The sequence below is a fragment of the Streptomyces sp. NRRL WC-3549 genome, assembly GCF_000721935.1.
Lineage (GTDB): Bacteria > Actinomycetota > Actinomycetes > Streptomycetales > Streptomycetaceae > Streptomyces.
Window position 1 is genome coordinate 112,318 of the sequence record NZ_KL585399.1, and the last position, 2,011, is coordinate 114,328.

2 protein-coding genes are annotated in these 2,011 nt (G+C 72.8%); both read right to left on the bottom strand.

What is annotated here, in order from left to right; translation table 11 throughout:
* A partial coding sequence (locus tag IH13_RS0115420) for a type II 3-dehydroquinate dehydratase (protein WP_031084781.1) occupies positions 1-399 on the bottom strand: 399 nt, incomplete at its 3' end.
* A complete protein-coding gene (aroB, locus tag IH13_RS0115425) occupies positions 396-2,009 on the bottom strand; it encodes a 3-dehydroquinate synthase (protein ID WP_082317616.1) in 1,614 nt (537 codons plus the stop codon). The genes aroB and IH13_RS0115420, both read right to left, overlap by 4 nt.
* Between the last annotated feature and the right edge of the window lie 2 nt (positions 2,010-2,011).

Here is a 2,011-nt window from a genome sequence, read left to right on the forward strand (position 1 = left end):
GGAGCCGATGCCGAAGCCCGCCACGGTCCCGGTGGCCACGGGGGCGACCACCGAGGTGTGGCGGAACTCCTCGCGCGCGTACGGGTTCGAGATGTGCACCTCGATGAGCGGGGCGGTGCGCTGGGCCGCCGCGTCCCGCATGCCGTACGAGTAGTGCGTGAAGGCGCCCGGATTGAGAACGACCGGAATCGACCCGTCGGCGGCTTCGTGGAGCCAGCGGATCATCTCGCCCTCGTCGTTGGTCTCCCGGACGTCGACGTCGAAGCCGAGTTCCCTGCCGGTCTCCCGGCAGGTCTCGACCAGGCCGGCGTAGGACGTCGCCCCGTACACGTCGGGCTCCCGGGAGCCGAGGCGGCCGAGGTTGGGGCCGTTGAGCACGAGGACCCTGCGGGTGCTCACGCGGAGACCTCCCCGTAGGCGGCGAGGAGGACCGCCGGGTCGGGGCCTTCGAGCACGGTCGGCTTGCCGATGCCGTCCAGGACGATGAAGCGGAGCAGGTCGCCGCGGGACTTCTTGTCGACCTTCATGTTCTCCAGCAGCTTGGGCCACTGGTCGCCGCGGTAGGTGAGCGGGAGCCCGACGGACTCCAGGACGGCGCGGTGCCGGTCGGCGGTGGCGTCGTCGAGCCGGCCGGCGAGCCGGCCCAGCTCGGCGGCGAAGACCATGCCGACCGAGACGGCGGCGCCGTGGCGCCACTTGTAGCGCTCGTTCTTCTCGATGGCGTGGCCCAGGGTGTGGCCGTAGTTGAGGATCTCCCGCAGACCGGACTCCTTGAGGTCGCTGGAGACGACCTCCGCCTTGACCCGGACGGAACGCTCGATCAGCTCCGCGGTGTGCGGTCCGGCGGGCGTACGGGCCCCCTGGGGGTCCGCCTCGACGAGGTCGAGGATCACGGGGTCGGCGATGAAACCGGCCTTGATCACCTCGGCCATGCCCGAGACGTAGTCGTGGACCGGCAGGGAGTCCAGCGCGGCGAGGTCGCAGAGCACCCCGGCCGGCGGGTGGAAGGCGCCGACGAGGTTCTTGCCCTCGGCGGTGTTGATGCCCGTCTTCCCGCCGACGGCCGCGTCGACCATGCCGAGCACGGTCGTGGGGACGGCGATCCAGCGCACCCCGCGCAGCCAGGTGGCGGCGACGAAGCCCGCGACGTCGGTGGTGGCCCCGCCGCCCACGCCGACGATGACGTCGGTGCGGGTGAAGCCGGTCTGGCCGAGCGCCTTCCAGCAGTAGGCGGCGACCTCGGCGGTCTTGGACTCCTCCGCGTTGGGCAGCTGGATCGCGATGGCCTCGTACCCCTGGGCGGCGAGGTCCTCGCGGACCGCCTCACCGGTCTCGGCGAGCGCCTCGGGGTGCAGGACGGCGACCCGCTTGGCGCGGGTCCCGATGAGGTTCGGCAGCTCGCCGAGGAGCCGGCGCCCGACGAGCACCTCGTACGGGTCGGTGCCCGCGGTGCCGGCGATCTGGATGCGCGTGGTGGCCTGCTCGGTCATGGGTGTGTTCTCCCGGCCGGAGGCCGCGGGTCCGTCCGCGGGCTCCGGCAGTTCCAGTGCGTCGAGGACCGCCTGGGCGACCTCTTCGGGGGTGCGTTCGTCGGTGGCCACGGTCGCCCGGGCCACCCCTTCGTACAGGTGGCGCCGGGCGTCCATGAGCTCGCGCCACTGCCGTCGCGGATTGACGGCGAGCAGCGGGCGGGCGGTGTTCAGCCCGACCCTCCGCACGGCCTCCTCCACGTCCATCGCGAGGTAGGCGACCGGGCGGCCGGCCAGCAGGGCGCGGGTCTCCGCGTCGAGCACGGCGCCGCCGCCGAGGGCGAGGACACCGGTGTGCCGCTCGACGGCCTCGCGTACGGCCCGCCGTTCCAGCTCCCGGAAGTGCTCCTCGCCCTCGTCGAAGAAGATCTCCGCGATGGCCTTGCCTGCCGTGGCCACGACGTCCGCGTCGGTGTCGCGGTAGGTGGTGCCCAGCCGTTCGGCGAGGAGTTCGCCCACGGTGGACTTGCCGACCCCCATCG